This window comes from Bacillus sp. FSL R9-9410 (assembly GCF_038050385.1).
Lineage (GTDB): Bacteria > Bacillota > Bacilli > Bacillales > Bacillaceae_G > Bacillus_A > Bacillus_A cereus_U.
Window position 1 is genome coordinate 3,312,638 of sequence record NZ_JBBOTV010000001.1, and the last position, 18,877, is coordinate 3,331,514.

Sequence of the window (18,877 nt, forward strand, 5' to 3'; positions counted from 1 at the left end):
AGCGCAGTTGCCTTTTTTTATGCTTTTCTACGATTTTAGTAACCTTATCGTTGTTTCTAAAAATAATTCTACTCCATAAATTAAAGCTGATTCATCTACATCAAATTTCGGATGATGATGTGGATAACAAGTATCAATATTTTTATTCCCTGTTCCTAATTTAATGAAACAACCAGGTGCTTTTCTTAAATACGCTGAAAAATCTTCTCCTCCCATAGAAAGTTCAAGATGCACAATACGCTGATTTCCGAACAATTTTATCGCACTTTTTTCTACTATTTTCGTAATGTACTCATTATTAACAACTGGATCATATCCGTAACGATACGTATATGTATAATCCCCTCCATGTGCTTCTGTAATTCCTTTCACAATTTGCTCAATTTTCTCTTTTGCTTCATCTCTTAATGTTTGATTAAAAGATCGAACAGTTCCCATTAAAGCTGCTGCACTTGGAATGATATTATCGGCCATCCCCCCATGAAATTGTGTAACTGACACTACTCTATGCATAAAAGCACTTGTATTTCTTGATACGATATGTTGTAAATTTGTAATAATTTGTGCTCCGATAGCAATAGGATCTATCGTTTCTTCTGGTCGTGCCGCGTGACCACCCTTTCCTAAAATTTCAATTGTAAATACGTCTGGTGCTGCCATCATAGGGCCATATACAATTCCTATCTTCCCACTTTCTAATCCAGACATAACGTGCAAACCTATTACATAATCGACGCCGTCCATAACACCGGCCTCCACCATTTCTTGTCCGCCACCGGGATACACTTCCTCTGCGTGCTGAAAGAACAGACGGATTTCGCCTGCAAAATCTTCCTTCATATTTGCTATCGTCTCTGCTGTACTTAATAAAATAGCTGCATGTGCATCGTGCCCGCATGCGTGCATTACACCTTTATTAACCGATCCATATGGCTTTAGTGTCTCTTCTTGAATTGGTAATGCGTCTATATCCGCTCGAACAGCAACTACTTTTCCTTTTTTCACGCTCCTTTTAATTGCTAGTACACTATACTTAGTCGGTCTTGTTACTTCAAAATAAGAAAATGAACATAATGTATCATATATAAATTGCGAAGTTTCTTTTTCATGAAACGATAATTCCGGATACTTATGGAAATGCCGTCTCCATTTCATGATATTTTCTTCTGAAATAAAACTCCTCCACTCTCTTTTCATAATAATTACCTCCTTTTAAAAGGCTCTATACCTTGAAAATGTACTAAGTACCCAGTGATTATTAACCCACTCCAATTCAGGAATAACAAAACAAATATTATATTTTCACGCCTTCTCACAATCCACTTTTATGTATTCATACAATCTACTTTCTATTTACATGTCAAACCCATTACAAATTCATGCCGAATGTAATATAATTGCTAAGTTAGGGATTTTCTTTTTTAGTATTTAGTGCTAATATCAGAAAAGAGCCTTTTGTCTTATTTTTACCTAAAATGTGGGATTTTGTTTTTTTCACAATAATGTAGGACATGATACCTACAAAGAGCTATTATTTCATTAAGAGAGGGAAAGACATGGAAAGATTAAAAGAGATATGGTCTCAACCACTCACACAATGGGTTGCAAAGACGGTTTATTACCTTGCAATTTTATTTGCATTGCTTTGGTTGTATGGATTCCATGATACAAACACAAGTACATTTATTTACAACGAATTTTAGGGTGGGAACGTTATGAAGTTATTAGAACAAATTGAAAAGTGGGCTGAAGTAACGCCTGATCAAACCGCTTTTGTTTGGCGAGATGCGAAAATTACGTACAAACAATTAAAGGAAGATTCTGATGCGTTAGCACATTGGATTTCTTCTGAGTATCCAGATGATCGTTCACCAATTATGGTTTATGGCCATATGCAACCTGAAATGATTATTAACTTTTTAGGATGTGTAAAAGCTGGACATGCTTACATTCCTGTAGATCTATCTATCCCAGCTGATCGTGTACAACGTATCGCTGAAAATTCTGGTGCGAAATTACTTTTATCAGGAACAGAAGTAACTGTAACTGATTTACCAGTTCGCATTGTAAGTGAAGACAACTTAAAAGATATTTTCTTTACTCATAAAGGGAACATTCCAAATCCTGAACATGCGGTAAAAGGTGATGAGAACTTCTACATTATTTACACATCAGGAAGTACAGGTAATCCGAAAGGGGTTCAGATTACTTATAACTGCCTTGTTAGCTTTACAAAATGGGCTGTAGAAGATTTCAACTTACAAACAGGGCAAGTATTCTTAAACCAAGCACCTTTCTCATTCGATTTATCTGTAATGGATATTTACCCATCATTAGTAACAGGTGGTACACTCTGGGCAATCGATAAAGATATGATTGCACGTCCAAAAGACTTGTTTGCTTCTTTAGAGCAATCGGATATTCAAGTATGGACTTCGACACCATCTTTCGCTGAAATGTGTTTAATGGACGCATCTTTCTCTGAGAATATGCTACCAAACATGAAAACATTCTTATTCTGCGGTGAAGTGTTACCAAATGAAGTGGCTAGAAAATTAATTGAGCGTTTCCCGAAAGCAACAATTATGAATACGTACGGTCCAACAGAGGCTACTGTTGCTGTAACAGGTATTCACGTTACAGAAGAAGTGCTTGATCAATACAAATCACTTCCAGTTGGCTACTGTAAATCAGACTGTCGCCTTCTTATTATGAAAGAAGATGGTACAATTGCATCTGACGGTGAAAAAGGTGAAATCGTAATTGTCGGTCCAAGTGTAAGCGTTGGATATTTAGGAAGTCCTGAATTAACAGAAAAAGCATTTACTATGATTGACGGTGAGCGTGCCTATAAAACAGGCGATGCTGGCTATGTAGAAAATGGTCTTCTATTCTATCATGGTCGTCTTGATTTCCAAATTAAGCTTCATGGTTATCGAATGGAATTAGAAGAAATTGAGCATCATCTTCGTGCGTGTTCTTACGTAGAAGGAGCAGTTATTGTTCCAATTAAAAAAGGTGAGAAATACGATTATTTATTAGCGGTTGTTGTTCCTGGAGAACATTCGTTCGAAAAAGAATTCAAATTAACATCTGCAATTAAAAAAGAACTCAATGAGCGATTACCGAACTACATGATTCCACGTAAATTCATGTATCAATCTTCTATTCCGATGACACCAAATGGAAAGGTAGATCGCAAAAAATTATTGAGTGAGGTTACAGCATGACCGCATATGGATCATTTTATTTTTTCGCTATAGTAGGCATTTTATTAATACCTACTATCATAGCTGGATTAAAAGGTAAAATGTTGCGTAAATATAATGCCGTTTTAACATTAGTAATGCTCGTTATTATCTTCTCTGATAAACCGAAGCAAGCAATGATGTTAGCAGCATTTATTATTTGGCAATACGCCCTTATTAAAGGCTATTTATTATTAAGAAAACAAAATAATAGTACATTCACGTTTTGTATAGCTGTTATTTTATCGATTTTACCGCTTATTTTGGCGAAAATCGCACCGTTTGTACCTGAATTGCATTTTATTGTTTTCGCAGGTATGTCTTACGTAACATTTAGAGCTGTACAAATGGTCTTTGAAGTTCGTGATAATTTAATTAAAGAACTTTCCTTCTTTAATTTTTGGGAATTCGTTTTATTCTTCCCTGCGATTTCAAGTGGACCTATCGATCGTTACCGTAGATTCCAAAAAGATATCCAAAAGCCGCCTAGTGCTGAGGAATATCAAAAGTTACTATATACAGGGCTTAACCGTATTTTCCAAGGTTTTCTGTATAAATTTATAATCGCGCACTTGATAACAACATATCTTGTAAAGGCAGTATTCGCCAATCAAGATACACTTTTATCTAATGTGATTTTTATGTACGCTACTAGCATGCAATTATTCTTTGACTTTGCAGGTTATAGTGCGTTCGTAATTGGTATCAGTTACATGATGGGAATTAAAACTCCAGAAAACTTTAATAAGCCATTCCTTAGTCGTAACATTAAAGACTTCTGGAACCGCTGGCACATGAGTTTATCATTCTGGTTCCGTGATTTTATTTACATGCGTTTCGTCTTTTTTGCAACGAAGAAAAAGTTAATTAAGAACCGTTACACAATTTCGTATATCGGTGCATTTTTAAACTTTTTCATTATGGGAATTTGGCACATCCAAGGAAGCGCAGTTGCGCAGTATGTTATTTATGGTCTATATCATGCCGCACTGTTTATTTTATTCGATATTTTCGAACGAAAAAACAAGAAGCATAAGTTTTGGCCAAATAATAAATTTACGCATGTCCTTGCGATTGTAATTACGTTCCACGTTGTATGTTTCGGTTTCCTGATCTTCTCTGGACACCTTAACAGATACTTTTAATGCACCCTTCTTATACTATTAAGAAGTTGCACATATAATATATTTCGGATATAAAGGAGATTTTAAAAATGGCAGAATTCAAAGAGCAAGTATTAGATATTTTAGAAGAAGTATGTGAAAACGATATTGTGAAAGAAAACTTAGATGTTCAATTATTTGAAGAAGGTATTCTTGATTCTTTCGCTGTAGTATCTTTATTAGTAGAATTCCAAGAGCGTTTAGAGATTGAAGTTTCTATTTCTGATTTTGACCGCGATGAGTGGGCTACACCAAATATGGTTATTAAAAAGTTAGAAGAAATCCGATGAACAAAGTAAAATTTGGTCCGATGCTTTTAGCATTGGCCCTTTTTGCTGTATTCTTACTTATTCCTACGCGCTTCCTACTCCCACTTTTAAGTGATGAGAAAGTAGAACAAGCTGCGACTTCTTTAAAAGAAGAAAAGATTCAAAGTATGATTTTACAGCAAAAGATGTTAGCAGACCCGAAATATCTTCCGATGTACGGTTCATCGGAATTCGCACGTATGGATGCTTTCCATCCATCGAATTATTTCAAAGTAAAGCCTGAAGGATTCACACCATTCCTACTTGGGCGCGGCGGAACACAAGACCTTGTACATGTATTAAACTTCGCATCTACAATGGATCAATTGAAAGATAAGAAAATGATATTCGTTCTTTCTCCGCAATGGTTTGTACCACAAGGTATTGATGAGACACACTTTGCACCTAACTTTTCAAAACAACAAGGTTACCACTTCATTTTCAACGATGATTTAAAACCTGAAATGAAAAAACAAATTGCAAAACGCTTATTAAACTTTGAGATTGTTAAAAAAGAAACTTTATTAAAAATTTCGCTTGAAGGTATCGCCTACGATGATACAAAGTATAAAGTAAAAGCACTTGCTGCTAAACCTTTCGCTTATATTTATCGTAACATTCTAGATCGTAAAGATTTATTTACAGTTATGTTTGATATTAAGCCGCATAAAGAAACGCTTGATCCATCATTGAAACAAATGAACTGGGAAGAAGCTCGTAAGCATGCTGATCAAACAGGTGCAGTAGAATCAGGATCTAACGAATATGGTATCGAAGATGATTACTTCAATAGCAAAATTAAGAAGAAATTAAAGCAACGTGAAGGCTACTTAAAAAATGATGCTTATGACCAATCACCAGAATATGAAGATTTACAAATTGTACTTGATTTATTAAAACAATCTGGTGCAAAACCGCTCTTCATTTCTGTTCCTGTAAAAGGTCCTTGGTATGATTACGCTGGCTTCTCGAAAGAAAAACGCGAATTATACTACAATAAAGTTCATGAGCAAATTAAACAAGCTGGTTATCCAATTGCTGATTTCTCAAATCATGAATATGATAAGTACTTCTTAAAAGATCATATGCACTTAGGTTGGAAAGGCTGGGTTTACATCGACGAAGCTATCCAACAATTTTATAAAGCAAACTAACGAAAAGACCGCTTGAATTATTCAAGTGGTCTTTTTCTATATACATCTTGTAATTGTTCAATTACGTTCTCTGCTTCTTTCATGACACGTTTCACTACATGCTGAGCTGATTCCGTTCGTGCTAATGATGATGCTTGTCCCGCCCAAAGCGACATATACTCTTCCTTATTTTGCTTCGCTGCTTCTTGACGTATTTTTGAAGTTAATACGTTTTGCACTGGATACATCGGTAAATTCTCTTCTCTTCCTTCATGTTTCTCTATAAATTCATTACGAATACCCCGTGCATATTTCCCGGAAAACGCACGGGTTACCGTTGTACTCGTATCTGTACTATGTAAAATTGCATCTTTATACACGTCATGCGTAATACTTTCTTCACTCGTTAAAAAGGCTGATCCCATTTGAACAGCTTCTGCCCCTAACGCAAATGCCGCAACAAGCCCTTGCCCATTCATTACACCACCTGCTGCAACAATCGGGATATGAGGTACTTCCGCTACTAATTGCGGGATTAATGCAAATGTACCAATCATCGCATCTTGTTCTTTCCCAATAAACGTTCCTCTATGCCCTCCTGCCTCGCTACCTTGCCCGACGATAATATCTACCCCTAACTTAGCAAGTGCTTTCGCTTCCGCTACATGGGTAGCTGTTCCGATAACTTTTATCCCTTCCTTTTTCAAATCATCTATTTCTTCTTTTTCTAACGTTTGAAATACAAAACTAACGACTGGTACCTTTTCCTCTAATAATACTTGTAATTGTTCTTTATAGCTTTTTGGAAGTTTTAAAGTCTTTTCTTCCTCTATACCTAATTCTCTATTCACTCCACTAAGTAATACTTTCGCCTCGTTTACCTTCTCTTCTTCTATCTGTATCTCTTTCGTTAAAAGTAAATTAACACCGAAAGGCTTATTTGTTAGTTCCCTTATTTTATAAATCGCTTCACCGATTTGTTCTGGGCTCATATACCCTGCTCCAAGCGTACCTAATCCTCCGCTATTACTCACAGCTGCAACAAGTTCTGGCGTTGTAATCGCTCCTGCCATACCTGCTTGAATGATCGGATACTTAATTTGTAATATATCTATTACTCGGCTTGTAAACATCATTTTCCCTCCTACTTTCCCTATACCTTCTTTATATGACATGCTTTCCCCTTCTTTTACAAGGATTGAACTTTCGCTCAAGCGAATATATTGAAAGAGAAGGAGGCTGAGAACAATGATTTATCCAAATGCGTTACAAAAAGGTGATACAGTAATGATTATTGCACCGTCTGGCCCACCAACACTTGAGAATGTATTAAAAGGTGTGAACGTATTACAAGAGATGGGTTTATTCGTAATAATTGGGAAGAGTGTTTATGAAAAGTATGGATATTTAGCTGGAAGTGATCAAGTTCGTCTTGATGATATACATGAAGCATTTACAAATACTGAGGTCAAAGCAGTCTTTTGTGCACGAGGTGGTTACGGCAGCGCTCGTCTACTCCCTTACATTCAATATGAAATTATTCAACGGAATCCAAAGATTTTTTGGGGATATAGCGATATTACGGCTTTACATACTGCCTTTTCACGTTATGCAGAGCTTGTAACTTTTCATGGTCCAATGATTGAAGAATTAGGAAAAGGTATCGATTCTCTCTCTTTATCTTCTTTCAATCAACTATTCCATCCGTATTCATCTATCTTATATGCATCAGAATGTATCGTACCTACCTCTCTATGTACAGTTACAGGCACATTAGTTGGAGGGAATTTAACTGTGTTAACAAGTATAATTGGCTCGCCCTATGAGATAAATACTTCAAATAAACTTTTATTGCTTGAAGATATTGGTGAAGAACCGTACCGCATTGACCGGATGTTAAATCAACTACTTTTATCTGGACAGTTTAATGAATGCAGTGGCGTTATTTTTACAAGTTGTCACGACTGCAACCCTTCTAAGCCATCTCAATCATTGCAAACAATATTATATGAATATTTCACGCCATATAATATACCTGTGTTATTCGGTTTACCGATTGGACATATAAGTCCAAATATCGGTATTCCCCTCGGAGCTACAGCAACAATAAATACAACTAACAAAACTGTTTCTATTTCTTCTGGCATAGCCACTCCATGTTCAAATTAAAAAGGAAAAGCTGCTAAGCTTTTCCTTTTACTTATAATAATTAAAGATTCGTCCTGATGCTATCTCTGCAATTTCTTCTGGAATAAATGTTTTACTCATATCTGTTCCAACATTTAATACAGCTGTCGCATCTTTCTCGATGCTACCCAATAATTCTTTTCCACGTATCGTAATAAGGGGTGTCCCTTCTGGCAACACAGCTTTTACAAATTCCAATTGTGTAAAGAATGGAACAATCCATCTACCCTCTCCTTGGAAATGACGTAAACGAAGTGTGCCTTCTGTTGCCCCGTCCTCTGCTTCTAATGAACCAGCAACATAAAACTCCGTTGTTAAGAGCAATTCATAAAATTCCTTTTGCTTTTGTTTATCATCTCCTGCTACAACGAGTACTTCTTCTATTTTCTTTACTGGAATTTGCTCCATATGATGACACCCCTATTTTCAAAATGATTATACTTAGATTATACGAAATATTCTTATTTTTTTCTACATAATTCTGCAATTATTTTATCGAAATAGTTTTTAATATTTCTTTCGTCGTCACAATAGCAGCAAATTCATCATGCAAGTTTACAAGTGTCATATTGTGAATATCCTCTGCGTTATACTCTGTGCCATCTGGACCGATGCGGTTAAAAGTAGCCGTCGCGTCACTCACTACATACGTTGTAAATCCTAAATTACCTGACATCCGTGTTGTCGTCTCTACACAATGATTTGTCGTTAATCCTACAACTACTAAAGAAGTATAATCTTTTACTCGTAATATCTCTTCTAAATTTGTCCCAATGAACGCACTGTTAACAACCTTTTGAATAATAATCTCACCTGGTAATGGCCTCACTTCTTTTTTAAAACGTACTGTTTCTGCATCTAGATGAAACATTGACTCCACATTTTCTTTATTCACATGCTGAATATGAATAACTAGTAATTCTCTTTTTCTCCATTCTTCTAACAAAATTTTCATATTTTCTTCCGCAAAAAGGTTATTCCTTGTGCCCCAGTACGGTAAGTTAAATGCTTCCTGTACATCAATGATTATAAGTGCTGCGTGATTAAGCATATTATCCTCCTAGTTAATTGGGCTGTAATTGAAACAGAAAACCAAGTTGCTGTGACGCAGTAATAAAACAAATATAGGCACAAAGCTCTACAATTTCTTTTTCAGTCCAATATTGTTTTAATACATGAAACATATTATCATCTATCGCCTTTTGGTTATGAACAAATGCATGTGCAAAAGTAACGGCTACGCTAATTTCTTCTATTTTTTGTATATCATCCGGCTTTCCCTTTGCCATACAGTACGGACATTCATTCCCAAACGCTAATGTTCTTCTTACTTGCTCCTTTAACTCTGCGGAAAGGGTCCCTGTACTATACAGTGTATTCTCTAACGTACTCCACGAATTTAATATATCCGGATTATGCCCTAATAATTTTTGAAACTTTGTATCTCCTATATTTGATAATGTAATTCTCTCCATCATTTCCCCTCCTATTTCCTTCTTTTTTATTGTAAAATAAATAAAGCTCACTTTACATTTCATATGAATCTTAATTTATAATTTTCCTTTACAAAAATTATCATTTTACTGGAGGTATCTTTACAAATGCAATTAGACCGTGTTGATCGAAAAATTTTAAATGAATTATATAATGATAGTCGCCTTTCGATGCGCGAATTGGCAAAACGAGTAAACTTATCCGCTCCGTCTACTACAGAACGTGTTCGTAAACTTGAAAGTGAAGAAATTATTCAAAAATACACAATCGGTATCAATTATAAAAAAGCAGGACTTGTTTTAGATTGTATTTTAGAAATCACTTTAAAAAATGGTGATACAACACGTATGCAACAGTTTATTCAGTCTTATCCATCTGCAAGTTTTTGTTACCGAGTAACAGGAAGCTTATGCTACATTGTAAAAATCTCTGTTCCTTCACTCGTTGAACTTGAAGAATTTATCAATGATGTTTCTTCATATGCAACGACAGTTTCTCATATCGTATTATCAGAAGTAGCTCTTACTCCGGATATTGAACATATCTTCCCAGAATATTAATTCATCTTTATTCACAAAAAAGAGTAAAAATCTCTTACATTGAGAATAAAAATGATATATCATGTATTAAAATACAAAAAGTTCGAGAAAGGGGCTTTACATTGAAAATCTGGTTTTATGAAAAAACGGCACAATTAGATGACTTGCTTGGTATTTGGGACAATGTTCCGACCATCCCTCGAATTGGTGAAAAAGTTGAACTTCTAAAAACCGTTCGGATCGTTACAGATATTAAATACGTGAAAAACGGAAATAACTTCCGTGTAGAAATTATTACAAATTAAAAAGTAGCTCTCCTTTTCATACTGGAGAGCTACTTTTTCACGGCCTATAATCCGCCTTTTTTATAATAATCTTATCTTCTTCTACAGAAACTGTTACATAATCATTTTCTTCTAACCGAAGCTTATTTACAGCTTCATCAGTTAGTTCTACAGCCATCAATCTATCTGTTACTATCACTTGGCTATATATTTCATTTTCTTCTGACGTATTCACTACTCTTTCTTCATTTATGAAACGAATCGGTGGCACACCAACTTCTTTTACTGTACGCCATTGTTTCCAAATGTAAGGGATTAACCAAAGTAACCCGACAACCGCAAGACCAATGCCGATCCATAAATTACTTTGTGCTTGTAATTCAGTAATCGAGATTGCGTCACTTCCATCTCCACCTACAAATTGCATACTCGTTGCAATCAAATTATTTAGAGCATGCACAGCAATATTCGTCCATATATTTTTTGTCTTTATGTATAGAAGGCACATAATAACACCGAACATGAAAGCACCGATAACATCAAAATGGCCTAGTCCAAAAATAAGAGAGGATATAATAACTGCACGTTTAATCCCCCATTTGTAAGCCATTCGTTGTAAGAAAAACCCTCTAAAAATAACCTCTTCCATTATTGGGGCTAATACACATGCTGAAATGAAAGTAAATATTGTCATGTATATGTTACTCGTATTAATTACATTTCCATCTTCTAACATGGTAACTAAGAAATTAGGTACAGTATGTGCTAAAATATAAAATTGAATTTGAGATATACCGACTGAAAAAATCATTCCCATTATCGTTGCTAATACAATTAACCCCCAATGTAAACGTCCGGGCTTATCAAAAAAACTTTTAAAAACAACATTATTTTTACTTGTTTTTAAATATAGCCACAATAGTGGAAATGCGAAAAAGATTGATATTTGTGACAGGAACTCTATCGTATTGTCAGAAGCATTTGATAAACTTAATGGAATCATCGTCAGGAACATCCCTATAATCATCCATCCAAAAAAACTACGTAGCCTTATACGTGAAAATGCATATTGCATATTGAACACCTCCAGAGATGATGTAAAGTGGACATTTATTCAGTGTTTTATGGGTAGCCCTTCTCCCACAAATGGCCGAATAACTAAATTATAATATGAATATAGTTGAAAATCTTCCTATTTTTCTCAGATTCTTTCAAACAACATATCTATTAAAACGACTTCATTGATAAACGTATTGCTATAATTGACATGGTATTTTTAAGTTCAGTTACTACAATTCAAGTAGTATAGGATTTAGCTGGTCTATTCTTCAACTTAGTGACAGTTATATCCTTAAATAAATATGTGTTCGCTGCATTTTATAAACCAAAAAGAAGCTTAAAAATACAGAATGCTGAGAACGTGAAACGATTAAAAAAAGAGCTAATTAATAAAAATCCCCGTGTTAACGGGGATTTTTTCTCTTATAATACGTCACGTTTTTGGAATAATACACTTGATGCTACAAGTAATACAGCAAAGTATGCAACTACAAGTAACAATGAAGTTGTAAACGTAAATTCTGTAAATGGTGGTTCTACTCCGCCACTTACTAATTTATTGCTGTCGTACACACTTAAATTTAAATGGAAAAACACCACAAATTTCGCTACACCTTTTGCAAACATCATTAGTACCATATTAATTGGTCCTTGTAAGAAAAATAGGAACATCGTAATAATTAATGGTAATACAGAATTTCTAAATACGTTTGCTAAGAAAAATGCAAGCGTTGCAAAGAAGAACGGTGAAAGTACTTGATATAAAATAGACTTCATTACGATTCCTAACGTTAATTCTGTTTTACCACCATCCATTACAATTCCGCCAATAATCATTGCGATTAACGTGCTAGCAAATATGATAAATAATATAGTAAGTAACACTGTAATATATTTAGAGAACAAAACTGTAATTCGTTTTCTTGGACGGATTAATAACTGCTTAATTGTACCTTTTTGAAACTCATCAGTAATTGTACGAGAAGCAATCGTAATTCCAAAAATTGTTGCAAATAAGGTAATTAAACCAATCTCTGAACTTACAAAGTCTAAATATGATCCTTTAAACTCATGTCCTCCTCCCCATTTCAGCATCGCTAAAACTCCCAAAATCTCCAATGCTGCAATTACACCTATTAAAATGTACATACCTTTTTTCGCATGTAACTTCAAAAATTCATTTTGAATTAATTTAAACATTACGCTTTCACTCCCCCTGTAATCGCTAAGAATTCATCCTCTAACGTTTTATTCTGAACAGTAACACCGTATACGAGTACATCAGCATTTACTAGCTCTTTTACAATTTGCGGAATCTCTTCTTTCATTATAGGTGTCACAATTACATTCCCTTGTTCCTTACCTTTAATGATTTCATTTGCTTTCTGAACTTGATCTACTTCAAACGCTACAACTACCGTTTCATCATGCTTCGCTTGTTCATGTAAGTTATACTCTTGCACAAACTCACCTTGCTTTATAATAACGACGCGGTCACACATTAATTCAATTTCACTTAATAAATGACTTGATACAATGACTGCAATATTTTCTTCCTTCGCTAATCGTTGTAAATAGTCACGAATTTGGCGAATACCAGCTGGATCTAATCCATTTGTCGGTTCATCTAAAATTAATATTTTGGGTTGATGAAGTAACGCTTGTGTAATTCCTAGGCGTTGTTTCATTCCAAGTGAATATGTTTTCACCTTTTTATGAATCGCATGCTCTAAATCAACAAGCTTTATAATTTCAGCGATACGCTCTTTACTAATTGGGGTAATTGCCATGTTTGCAAACTGCTTTAAGTTTTGCATTCCTGTCATATAATCATATAGCTCGGGATTTTCTACAATCGCTCCAATTTGCTCTAGCGCCTTTTCACGCTCTGTGCGAATACTATGGCCACAAATTGTAATATCACCTTCTGTCATCGAAATAAGACCTGTCATCATACGAATTGTCATCGTCTTACCACTACCGTTCGGTCCCAAGAACCCGTATACTTCTCCTTCTTGAACCTCAAATGATAAGCCACGAATAATTTCTGTCTTACCAATCTTTTTTCGAACATTTTCTAATTTCACTACTACGTTTCCCAATGCTGACTCCTCCTTTAGACTTCTAGTTTTTTATCGATGATACGACCTGTAACTACTAGTAATATAATTGTTAATAAACAATTAAAACATAGATTTAAAACTGTAATCTCTGTACCAGAATAGAATGATGTATTTAAAAAACCATCTTGATCTATAAATCCAATATTATTTATAGCAAACACGTACTTTTCTATTTGCTGAAAAATATACGTTATTCCCCCATTAAATGCGATAAAAACGACGAATAAAACTACGCAAACAATCTTGTTCATCGATGATTTCACATTGAATAGTTTTACAATTACTATAATTAAATAAATAGAAACTAGCATATTAATAAAATCTAGTCCCCATAAGAAAATAGATAACATATGATGTAATATTCCATAATCATATAAACTGTGGATTGCTTGCTGAACACCTAAATCTGTTTTTCCATTGTAAATATTTAAAGAAAAATAGTATAGAAAAATGATTCCTATTCCTAGCAAAATCATAAAGAGTAGTACACAAAATAAAACATTTGCACATATATACTTTTGTGCTGAAATAGAAGTATAACGTAGCATAGAGTTTTTTAACATTTTTCGAAAAGACGATATACCTGTTAGAAGAATTGCAAATCCATTTATACTTAGTACGATAAAAAATATAATAATGATTATATCTTGCCTACCTGAAATTCTAACTCCTGAAACTCCTTTCATATTAAATAAAAGAATTAATGAAACTGTAATAAATCCGAAGTAAATAATGGCTATCTTTCTCTTATTACAATTATACAGATACCGAAAAAGCTGACTCATTTCCCATAGGCCTCCTTAAACAGCTCATGTACTGCTTTACCCTTTTGAAATCGTAGTTCTTCCACATTTTCATGCAATATTATTTCTCCATCTTTCAAAAAGATTACTTCATCAAATATATTTTCGATTTCTCTTATTAAATGAGTCGATATAAGCAGCGTACAATCTTCACGATAAAATTTAAGGATTAGCTCAAGTACATGTTCTCTAGAAACAAGATCAATCCCGCCAAGTGGTTCATCCAGTACGTATAACTTCGCTTTTCGAGAAAACGTTAAAATAATTTGCAGCTTTTCAACCATACCTTTTGATAATGCTGTAATTTTTTCTTCTAACGGTATTTTAAATTCTGCAATCGTATCTACCGCTTTTTGAATATCAAACTCTTTATAAAAATCTCGATAGAAAAATAATGCATCTTTTACAGTCATCCAATCATCAAATATCGGCTTATCAGACATAAAAGAAACGATTTCTTTCGTCTCTAACCCTATTCTTTTACCGTTAATTGCTATGCTACCTTCTGAAGGATGCTGCAGCCCTGCAATCATTTTCAATAATGTCGTTTTCCCGCTCCCGTTATCTCCAACAAGCCCAACGATTTTTCCTTCTGTAATCTCTATGCTTAATTCCCGGATTACTGCTTTCAATCCGTATCGCTTCCATAGATTTTCTATTTTTAATAGCTCTGTCATTCGTTCTTCTCCCTTTTCTTATTTAATGAAGAACGAAGAATGGAAAGAATTTCTTCTTCGGAAAAACCTAAATTGTCCATTCCATCTATAAAAGAATGAAGTAATTCTTTCGCCATATCTTTTCGTAGCTCCATAATTTTCTCCCCTTCATTCGTTACATATCGCCCCATTCCTCTACGTGTTACAACAACTCCATCCCGTTCTAGTTCTTGAAATGTTCGCTGAATCGTATTTGGATTTACTTGTAATTCACTCGCTAATTCACGTACGGAGGGAATTTTATCGCCAGGCAATAAATGATCCGTTACAATTTCTTTCTTTATGCATTCCATTACCTGAATATAAATTGGTGTATTTGGAGAAAACTCGATTTTCATTTCTCCCCTCCTGTCTTAGTGTGTTAGTTAAATAGTACACTAAAACATATTATATGTAAATACTTACAAAAAAATGTAATAAAAAGACAGTATAACTTTTCGTTACACTGCCTTCCTGTAATAAAATATAAGTAAATCTATTCTAATTATAGTTTCAATCGTTTGAATTCACATATAACCTTATACGAAATTTATTTTACTTTTACTTGAGTTAGCACAGATTTAAACGTATTAATAACTGTATCTACTTCTTCATAACTAATTGTAAGGGATGGTTCAATACGAATTGTTTTTGAGTTAATTAATGTTCCCGCAACAAGAATTCCTTGATCAAACATCGCCTTTGACACTTCATAACCAATCTCGTCTTTATGGAATTCAATCCCAATCATTAAACCTTGTCCACGAATTTCAAAGATTTTATCTTCGTGCCCTTCTGCTGCTTGTTTCAATCCATTTAAGAAATACTCCCCAACTTCCATAGCTCGTTCCGGTAATTTCTCTTCCAATAATACATGGATTGTTGCAATTGCAGCAGCACATGCAAGAGGATTTCCTCCAAATGTTGTTGTATGCATAAATGGATTTTCAAACCAACTTTTGAATACTGTTTCTTTCGCAACAATAGCTCCCGCTGGCATTACCCCTCCACCAAACGCCTTCGCAAGACAAATAATATCCGGCACAACATCATATAATTCTGCAGCAAACATTTTTCCTGTACGTCCCATTCCAGTTTGTACTTCATCAAAAATAAGGAGTGATCCAAACTCATCACAAAGCTCTCGTACTTGTTTCAAATAATTTTCTGGAGGTAAAATAATACCGCCCTCTCCTTGAATTGGTTCTAAAATAACTGCTGCAACATCTTCTCCTACTAATGCACATGTCTCAAATGTTTTTCTCATCATCTCAATGTCGCCAAATGGAACGTGACGAAAACCCGGAATCAATGGTAAGAATGGCTTACGGAACATTCCTTTTGCCGTTCCTGATAAGGAACCAAGACTCTTACCATGGAAGGCACGAGTTGTAGCAATGAAAGTTGTTCGTTCACTATACATTTTTGCTAGTTTTAATGCTGCCTCTACGCTTTCTGTTCCACTATTTGTAAAGAAGGAATATTTCAAATCACCAGGTGTAATGTCCGCTAAAATCTTTGCAAGCATTGCTCGAAGTGGATCCAGTAAATCCTGGCTGTGCAATGCTTGACGTTTTAATTGATCTGTCACAGCTTTTACCACTTTCGGATTACGGTGACCAACATTATAAATTCCAAATCCACCTAAACAGTCAATATATTTTTTACCATTAATATCCATGAAGCAAGATCCTTCATCTGACCATTCTACTGCTGCAAATTGTCCATCTTTTGTTACTGTTTTTCTATAAGCAAGAAAACCAGGGTTTACATGCTCTCTAAATCCGTCTACTGTTTCTTTTTGAATCCAGTTTGCCTCTTCTTCAGTAACCTTTTCTTTTTCAATTAACTGTAGTACTTTCGTAATATACTCATTTACATTTGAACCTTTTACATCTTGCTCATTCAATTTATTTTCTACGTTCGTTCCCATCTATTTCACTCCTACATTTTTTTTATTTGCAAACCAACCAATAGGTTCTACTTCTAGATTTATATTAATCTGCTTAATTTCTTGAAATTCTTCTAAACCAAACGTTCCTAGACTACGACCTATACCACTTTGCTTATATCCGCCCCAAGGTGCCTCATTATATGTTGGATGATAGCTATTAATCCACGTAATTCCTGCGCGAAGTTTACGAATCACACGCATTGCTTTTGCACCATCAACCGTAAATACACCTCCAGCCAAGCCATAGTCTGTACCGTTTGCCAACTCAATTGCTTCCTGTTCGTCTTTAAACTTTTGAATTACTACAACAGGACCGAAGATTTCTTCCTGGACAATGCGCATATCAGGTTTTACATTGACAAAGACTGTTGGTTCAATAAAGAAACCCTCACCTTTTCCATCCTCCATTATTCGTCTACCTCCGCAAGCAACGTTTGCACCTTCGTCTTTCCCAATTTCAATATAACGTAATACTTTTTCCATATGTTCTTGACTTACAAGTGGCCCCATTTCCGATTCTGGATTATCACCAGGTCCAACGTTAATTTGCTGTGCTCGCTCTACAAAACTATTAACAAATTTATCATAAATCTTTTCTTCTACAAGGATTCTTGATCCAGCTGAACATACTTGTCCGCTACCTGCATAAATACCGAATAGAGCATAATCAATAGCGGTCTCAAAATCTGCATCTGCAAAAATAATATTTGGAGATTTCCCTCCAAGTTCTAACGAAATCTTTTTCATATTATCTGCCGCTGTTCTCATAATGTGCTTACCTGTTTTTGTTCCACCTGTAAAGGAAATCATGTCCACTTTATTACTCGCTGCAATTTCATTTCCTACTATTGGACCGGCCCCCATTACCATATTGGCAACACCTTTTGGTAGCCCTACTTTTTCAAGGATTTCGAATAGCTTTGTTGCAGTGATTGGTGTCACTTCAGAAGGTTTAAACACAATTGTATTTCCAGCTGCTAAAGCAGGTGCAATTTTCCATACACTCATCAATAGCGGATAATTCCATGGAACAATTAGTCCACAAACACCAACTGGCTCTCTTACAACCATTGCTTGCATCGGATCGGCTACATGATATGTTTGACCATCTGGCTTTGTAATCAATCCGGCATAATAGCGAAAACAAGCCGCTGCATCTCCAATATCTCCTTCTGCCTCACGGTACGTTTTTCCATTATCCATTGTTTCAAGGTATACTAATTCTTCCATATTTTTATCAATTTCATCTGCTATTTTAAATAAATATGATGCCCTTTGAGCAGTGGATGTCTCTGACCAAATTCCGCTATCAAAAGCCGCTCTTGCCACTTCTATCGCGTATTTTGCATCCTCAATCGTTCCCTCAGGTGCATATGCTATACCCTTGCCATTCGCAGGGTTAATAATCGTTCTTTTCTCTTGATTACTAGACTCTCTCCATTCACCGTTTACATACATTTTTAAATCTAGCACTATATTGAATCCTCCTTTATCGATCGTATATATATTTATAAGCAAATTTCATGCCAATATTTAAAATTCAAAGGAATCATACATAAAGTGAAACTATAATCAGTGGGGCTTTACAGGCAGCAGGGCTCCCACCTAACTTCTTTGCTCCACTTGAATTTTGAGGTGGGAGTTTTACTGCCCGCAAATAGCGGGATAAACTGACTATTTTCTTAAAAACAACAAACGATTTATGCATTTTCGCATACACTATTCCATTTTGCATAAAGTGAAACTTTAATCAGTGGGGGTTTTGTTCATCCCCCACTGATTATTAGCCCTCACCAATCGGGCGTTTACGGGCAGTTGATCTCCCACCTAACTTCTTTGCTCCACCTGAATTTTGAGGTGGGAGTTTTACTGCCCGTTAATGCGGGA

The 18,877-nt window shown here is 35.1% G+C and carries 21 protein-coding genes; 8 read left to right on the forward strand and 13 right to left on the reverse strand.

The annotated features are described in order from the left end of the window. Positions 1 to 27 precede the first annotated feature (27 nt). A complete protein-coding gene (locus tag MKX77_RS17245; protein ID WP_341307310.1) occupies positions 28 to 1,197 on the reverse strand; it encodes an amidohydrolase in 1,170 nt (389 codons plus the stop codon). 359 nt (positions 1,198 to 1,556) lie between these two features. On the opposite strand from MKX77_RS17245, the gene MKX77_RS17250 reads away from it, so the two are divergent. From MKX77_RS17250 to dltD, 5 genes are all read left to right on the forward strand, one after another. After that, positions 1,557 to 1,703, forward strand: coding sequence for a teichoic acid D-Ala incorporation-associated protein DltX (locus MKX77_RS17250; protein ID WP_002011626.1), 147 nt, complete (start codon positions 1,557 to 1,559; stop codon positions 1,701 to 1,703). 12 nt (positions 1,704 to 1,715) lie between these two features. Then, the gene (gene dltA, locus MKX77_RS17255; protein ID WP_341307311.1) at positions 1,716 to 3,230 is read left to right on the forward strand and encodes a D-alanine--poly(phosphoribitol) ligase subunit DltA; all 1,515 of its coding nucleotides are present in this window, start codon (positions 1,716 to 1,718) and stop codon (positions 3,228 to 3,230) included. Further along, on the forward strand, positions 3,227 to 4,393 hold the full coding sequence (dltB, locus tag MKX77_RS17260) for a D-alanyl-lipoteichoic acid biosynthesis protein DltB (protein ID WP_341307312.1): 1,167 nt from the start codon (positions 3,227 to 3,229) through the stop codon (positions 4,391 to 4,393). The genes dltA and dltB overlap by 4 nt, the downstream gene beginning before the upstream one ends. 68 nt (positions 4,394 to 4,461) lie before the next feature. Next, positions 4,462 to 4,701, forward strand: coding sequence for a D-alanine--poly(phosphoribitol) ligase subunit DltC (dltC, locus tag MKX77_RS17265; RefSeq protein ID WP_002011622.1), 240 nt, complete (start codon positions 4,462 to 4,464; stop codon positions 4,699 to 4,701). Next, entirely contained in the window at positions 4,698 to 5,873 is a 1,176-nt protein-coding gene (gene dltD, locus MKX77_RS17270; RefSeq protein ID WP_341307313.1) for a D-alanyl-lipoteichoic acid biosynthesis protein DltD, read from the forward strand. Before dltC ends, dltD begins: the two co-directional genes overlap by 4 nt. A gap of 17 nt (positions 5,874 to 5,890) precedes the next feature. On the opposite strand, the gene MKX77_RS17275 is transcribed toward dltD, so the two are convergent. Then, positions 5,891 to 7,027 (reverse strand): NAD(P)H-dependent flavin oxidoreductase, encoded by a 1,137-nt coding sequence (locus MKX77_RS17275; RefSeq protein ID WP_215555687.1) that lies wholly within the window; start codon positions 7,025 to 7,027, stop codon positions 5,891 to 5,893. A gap of 73 nt (positions 7,028 to 7,100) precedes the next feature. Between MKX77_RS17275 and MKX77_RS17280 the strand changes: the two genes are divergently transcribed. Further along, positions 7,101 to 8,021 (forward strand): S66 peptidase family protein, encoded by a 921-nt coding sequence (locus MKX77_RS17280; RefSeq protein ID WP_341307314.1) that lies wholly within the window; start codon positions 7,101 to 7,103, stop codon positions 8,019 to 8,021. A 27-nt stretch (positions 8,022 to 8,048) separates the two neighbouring features. Here the strand turns inward: MKX77_RS17280 and MKX77_RS17285 are convergent, their stop codons facing one another. The 3 genes from MKX77_RS17285 to MKX77_RS17295 all read right to left on the reverse strand — a co-directional run bounded on the left by MKX77_RS17285 (position 8,049) and on the right by MKX77_RS17295 (position 9,517). After that, positions 8,049 to 8,447 (reverse strand): SseB family protein, encoded by a 399-nt coding sequence (locus MKX77_RS17285; RefSeq protein ID WP_341307315.1) that lies wholly within the window; start codon positions 8,445 to 8,447, stop codon positions 8,049 to 8,051. Between the two features lie 79 nt (positions 8,448 to 8,526). Next, positions 8,527 to 9,090 (reverse strand): cysteine hydrolase family protein, encoded by a 564-nt coding sequence (locus MKX77_RS17290; RefSeq protein ID WP_341307316.1) that lies wholly within the window; start codon positions 9,088 to 9,090, stop codon positions 8,527 to 8,529. A gap of 13 nt (positions 9,091 to 9,103) precedes the next feature. After that, positions 9,104 to 9,517: a carboxymuconolactone decarboxylase family protein gene (locus MKX77_RS17295; RefSeq protein ID WP_341307317.1), complete on the reverse strand. Its 414-nt coding sequence runs from the start codon at positions 9,515 to 9,517 to the stop codon at positions 9,104 to 9,106. Positions 9,518 to 9,640: 123 nt separating this feature from the next. On the opposite strand from MKX77_RS17295, the gene MKX77_RS17300 reads away from it, so the two are divergent. Next, positions 9,641 to 10,093 carry an Lrp/AsnC family transcriptional regulator gene (locus MKX77_RS17300; protein WP_215555683.1) on the forward strand — a complete coding sequence of 151 codons (453 nt, stop codon included), beginning with the start codon at positions 9,641 to 9,643 and terminating at the stop codon, positions 10,091 to 10,093. Positions 10,094 to 10,194: 101 nt separating this feature from the next. Beyond that, positions 10,195 to 10,377, forward strand: coding sequence for a DUF3913 family protein (locus MKX77_RS17305; protein WP_000707108.1), 183 nt, complete (start codon positions 10,195 to 10,197; stop codon positions 10,375 to 10,377). Positions 10,378 to 10,414: 37 nt separating this feature from the next. Here MKX77_RS17305 and MKX77_RS17310 read toward each other — a convergent pair whose 3' ends face one another. From MKX77_RS17310 to MKX77_RS17345, 8 genes are all read right to left on the reverse strand, one after another. Then, positions 10,415 to 11,431 (reverse strand): CPBP family intramembrane glutamic endopeptidase, encoded by a 1,017-nt coding sequence (locus tag MKX77_RS17310; RefSeq protein ID WP_341307318.1) that lies wholly within the window; start codon positions 11,429 to 11,431, stop codon positions 10,415 to 10,417. 407 nt (positions 11,432 to 11,838) lie between these two features. Then, complete coding sequence (locus MKX77_RS17315; RefSeq protein ID WP_215555681.1) at positions 11,839 to 12,615, reverse strand: ABC transporter permease; 777 nt, start codon at positions 12,613 to 12,615, stop codon at positions 11,839 to 11,841. Continuing rightward, positions 12,615 to 13,517 carry an ABC transporter ATP-binding protein gene (locus tag MKX77_RS17320; RefSeq protein WP_341307319.1) on the reverse strand — a complete coding sequence of 301 codons (903 nt, stop codon included), beginning with the start codon at positions 13,515 to 13,517 and terminating at the stop codon, positions 12,615 to 12,617. Before MKX77_RS17320 ends, MKX77_RS17315 begins: the two co-directional genes overlap by 1 nt. A 14-nt stretch (positions 13,518 to 13,531) precedes the next feature. Beyond that, the gene (locus MKX77_RS17325) at positions 13,532 to 14,323 is read right to left on the reverse strand and encodes an ABC transporter permease (RefSeq protein WP_193645780.1); all 792 of its coding nucleotides are present in this window, start codon (positions 14,321 to 14,323) and stop codon (positions 13,532 to 13,534) included. Beyond that, positions 14,320 to 15,018, reverse strand: coding sequence for an ABC transporter ATP-binding protein (locus MKX77_RS17330; protein ID WP_341307320.1), 699 nt, complete (start codon positions 15,016 to 15,018; stop codon positions 14,320 to 14,322). Before MKX77_RS17330 ends, MKX77_RS17325 begins: the two co-directional genes overlap by 4 nt. Next, positions 15,015 to 15,395, reverse strand: a complete 381-nt coding sequence (locus tag MKX77_RS17335) for a GntR family transcriptional regulator (protein ID WP_215555679.1) — start codon at positions 15,393 to 15,395, stop codon at positions 15,015 to 15,017. The genes MKX77_RS17330 and MKX77_RS17335 overlap by 4 nt, the downstream gene beginning before the upstream one ends. A gap of 191 nt (positions 15,396 to 15,586) precedes the next feature. Continuing rightward, entirely contained in the window at positions 15,587 to 16,969 is a 1,383-nt protein-coding gene (locus MKX77_RS17340; RefSeq protein ID WP_215555678.1) for a putrescine aminotransferase, read from the reverse strand. Next, positions 16,970 to 18,463, reverse strand: coding sequence for an aldehyde dehydrogenase family protein (locus tag MKX77_RS17345; RefSeq protein ID WP_341307321.1), 1,494 nt, complete (start codon positions 18,461 to 18,463; stop codon positions 16,970 to 16,972). Positions 18,464 to 18,877 lie beyond the last annotated feature (414 nt).